This window comes from Pseudomonadota bacterium (genome assembly GCA_030860485.1).
Classification (GTDB): domain Bacteria; phylum Pseudomonadota; class Gammaproteobacteria; order JACCXJ01; family JACCXJ01; genus JACCXJ01.
In genome coordinates, this window is the sequence record JALZID010000264.1 from 1 (window position 1) to 3,928 (window position 3,928).

Annotated in this window: 3 protein-coding genes; all 3 read right to left on the minus strand. The window is 57.3% G+C overall.

The window, feature by feature from the left end:
• Positions 1-83: 83 nt before the first annotated feature.
• The 3 genes from M3461_16305 to M3461_16315 all read right to left on the minus strand — a co-directional run bounded on the left by M3461_16305 (position 84) and on the right by M3461_16315 (position 3,784).
• Positions 84-656: a hypothetical protein gene (locus tag M3461_16305; GenBank protein MDQ3775789.1), complete on the minus strand. Its 573-nt coding sequence runs from the start codon at positions 654-656 to the stop codon at positions 84-86.
• 2 nt (positions 657-658) lie between these two features.
• On the minus strand, positions 659-1,498 hold the full coding sequence (locus tag M3461_16310) for an ABC transporter substrate-binding protein (GenBank protein ID MDQ3775790.1): 840 nt from the start codon (positions 1,496-1,498) through the stop codon (positions 659-661).
• Positions 1,499-1,801: 303 nt separating this feature from the next.
• Positions 1,802-3,784: a TonB-dependent receptor gene (locus tag M3461_16315; protein ID MDQ3775791.1), complete on the minus strand. Its 1,983-nt coding sequence runs from the start codon at positions 3,782-3,784 to the stop codon at positions 1,802-1,804.
• Positions 3,785-3,928: the final 144 nt, after the last annotated feature.

The following is a 3,928-nucleotide window of genomic DNA, read 5'->3' on the forward strand; positions in this document are numbered from 1 at the left end:
AGGCCAAACTCACTACCAGAAAGGCTTACGGTTTTCGGACCTATCATGGGCTGGAAGTCGCTTTGTATCATGCACTTGGCGCTCTACCGGAACCAAAGTTCACCCACAGATTTTCCTGAGGAGGGCATATTTTTACCCACGACCACACGTACGAAGCCGATGTGCTCTGAGGCCCGCACCTCGGCCTCGAAAGGCGAGGACTCCGTTTCGCCGGCAGTTCTACGTATATATACAGGCGCTACGAAGTACCACGCATTTGCGCTCTCGCTATCCCAAGACAACTGCATCGGCCAGCGTTTGGTGCCGCGATGAGGAACCGTCTCTTGTCCTGCGGCGAAAAGCACGCGTTGGTCCGGATCGTAGACTGCCACGCCTTTCACCTCCGGAAAGGCCAGTAGCGAACGTGCCGGGTCTTTGGCATTGTCCGCGCTACCGTAAAGTAGTGCTAGGGTGACTTCCGCAGCGAAGTTCTTCGTTACCTGATACCCCTGTGCGATGAGATTTTCGCTTACGGTGTGGCTTGACAGCCTCGAGGTAACCAGCGACGAAGCCATAGCTAGAACGACAAGGCCGACGGTAAATATAAATACCAATTGGCTGCGAAAGCCCATAGAGAAGGCGAACATCGGCGAGCCAATTGTCATCTTCAGTCGCAAGCCTATCGCTCGGGGAATACCATGTCGAACTGGCGTTCGGTCTGTGACACCGGTTCCAACCCTAAGTGCTCCGCGGTACGGATATTGACCGCCGTCAAGAGATCGCGCAGCGGGACAAACTTGCCTTTCTTGACGCCCCCCGTGCGCAGCGTTTCCATCGCCATCGCCGCCAGACTCCGGCCTAGGCCGGCGTTATCTGGATAAAGGGCCATCAAGGCCCCTTTCCTCACATGGCTCGGATTACTGGATATCACCACAATCTTCTTATCCCACGCCCCCTTTAGGACGAGCGGTAGGACCGCGTTGTCATCGACGGTGTCGTCACCCTGCGGTATCCATATCACCTCAGAGACCCCCGCTGTCGTGTCCAACAGGGTGCGGTATAGCCGGGCTCCGGCAGCGAGATCTTCTGCAGGAATTGCATTGAGGAGGAGCGCCTGCGACCGAGCGGCCACGTGAGCCCGATCGATTAACCCCTGGTTGCTTAATCGATCGTAAATGACAGTCACGCGCTTTGCGCTCGGCGCTACTTTCATTAGTCGCTCGAAGAGGATCTCCGGATCCGGCGATAGGGTAATGCCCCTAAAGACGGCCCGGTTCTCACGGGGCTCCGTCAACACTGCGCCCACGATGACCTCTATCTCGTTCTCCAATCGCTTTGCCGCTGTTACCCCCTTGGTTCCGAGGGCGATGACGACTCTTACCCCATCGCGCCCCAGCGATGCACGTAACGCCGACGGATCCGTAACCCCGTCCAATGCATAACGCGTCGTGTCCCTATCGAGGCCGTCGTCGATACCCTGCACGATACTCGTGAATACGCTCTTGTACGGTTCGCGCACATTCGGGTATAGCACGCCGATTGTCGCCTCTTCGCCGAGTGGCTCGGCGGCAGCCTGGCGTACAGGCGATAATACCGATCCCCCCGCACAAAGGATCACTAGCATTACGTTTCCAAAAGTCAATCGTTACGTCCCTGACACCGAGAAGGAAGGGATCTGGAGACACTCTGAAAGGCTCTCCCGAGCAGGTCCACATGCGCAAAGGCGCCGAACGCGTTGTGAGACATAGCAACTGAACAAGCGAGTGAGGGGCGAGCACGCGACGAAAGAATTGTACCGCGCAGTGTCTTTTGCAGAGCTTCCCTAGAATTCTAGTCGAATCTCGCCGTAGACGCTACGCCCGGCGAGCGGCAGGTCCTTAGGTATTGCCGCCCCCGGGCTCGGTTCGCGCGCATCTGAATCGAACAGGTTTCGCACGGAAAAGGCGACTCCCCAATCATCGACAATACGTTTTCGCCGAATCGTCACATCCACCGTGCTGTAGTCCGAGATGTGGGGGCGGCTATCGCCGGGGGCACGCTTTCGATCGATAACGCAATTAAACTGGGGACTAACACGCCAGTCAGGCAGAAACTCCCATTCGGAACGAACATATAACTTGTGGTGAGGCGCATTGCCTGCGTCGCGGTCGGTTGCCTCGTCCGTTGATTCCTGATATGCGTAGTTACCTAATAAGCGAAGCGAATCTAGCGGCTCCCAATCGGCCTCCAGCTCTAGCCCAGTGCCGGTTTGCTGTCCGCTGTTCTGTGCCGTCCGGCTCGTCGCGCCCGGGTCAGGAACGAAACGAATGATGTCGTCCCACCAATATCGGAATACATTTAACCCCACACGCAAGTTACGCATGGCCTGGTAGTCGAACGCTAACTCGACGGTTCTTATCGTTTCCGGGTCGAGATTCGGATTGCCTAGTACGACCGGATTATTGATATTGCGGCTCTCGGCAAAGGAGGGTGCGCGGAAGGCCTGGCCATAGAGAAGCTTTGTCGTGAGATCGTCACGCGTCTGCCATACGAGTGCGAAGCGCGGGTTCACGGTATTGCCAAAATCCGAGTACTGGTCGAATCGAGCTCCGGCGGTCAGCTCCCAATCTCTCTGGAAAGCCCAGGCATCTTGCAGAAAGAGGAAATAGTTCTTGCGGTCCCCTTCGCGGATAAACACCAGCGGGGTATCGGTTACATCCACGGGCGGGCTTCCGGGGGGAAGAGGCACACCCGTCGTTGGATCCAACCCAAAATTCTTCGTCTCCCGAACTTCACGCAGAGTGCCATAGTTGAATCCGGCACCCAGACGGAATAGGTGTTGGTCGAATCCGGTGTAGAAAGCGGATAAATTAACACGCGCATGCCGTTCGAAGACTTCGGGGTTGCCGATCACGCCATCAGGAAATACACCGAATCCCAAATTAGCACCCGGCGGGAACAGGATCGCATCCTGGTCGATCTCTTGGCTCGTGTCTAGGTAGCTAACCTGGGCGGTCACATCCCAGTCTTTCGCAAAGATCGGATTGTCGTAGGAGAGATCAATGTTCCAGCGGTCGCTCGCGAATCGATTATTTGGATCCAGCGCCTGCGCGACGCCCGCCCCGTTTCCGACATCCCGGCGGCGCTGCAAGCCCGCGCGCAAGCGCCAATCCCGCCGCGCCACGTCAAGACGCGCATCGAGATTCTCGCGTTGTAGATTTACAGGACCGGGTGCAAGTGAAGCACCCGTGCCGAAGGTTGCGTCCAACGCGGTCTGCGCGTCGGCATCGATGATCTCAGCCTGGCCGTCGGTATCATGGAACTCCACCATCGCGGCCACATCGAATCCCGCCCACGTCCCGCCGTGGACACCCCATGCATCCCACGTATCGAAGCTACCCCCTCGAACGCCGAGCTCACTCCCGCTGATATCTTGCTTAGTTTTGGTAATGATATTGACCACCCCGGCAAAAGCGTCGGCGCCGTAGACCGCGGAACCCGGCCCGCGGATCACCTCGATGCGGGCGATCGCTTCGACCGGCATGCCCCCCCAGATTAGATTTCGGTCGCCCTGGAACAGGTTGGTAATGGGGATCCCGTTGATCAATACCAGCACTTGCGGATTGAAGTCCGAATAGACACCACGAATCGTATAGATCGGGTTGTATCCTAGGTTACTTCTTGCGACGTGCAGCCCTGGTACCGTTTCCAGCGCCTCGTCCAGGTCCGTGGCACCAATTGCTTTTATATCCGCCGCCGTTATCACGGTAATGACCGCGGGCGCTTCTGAGAGCCGCTGCTTGCTTCCGGTCGCAATGCTAATCATCTCCTCGTCGCCGTAAAGCTCTAGCAGCCTGTCGGACTAAGGTTGAACGGTACAGCGGCGGCGCAGGTGCTGAGCGGGACCATCGTTGGTCGAACGGTCATTGATGCTGTAGGGACGGTGAAATGATGATGATCGGATCGATCC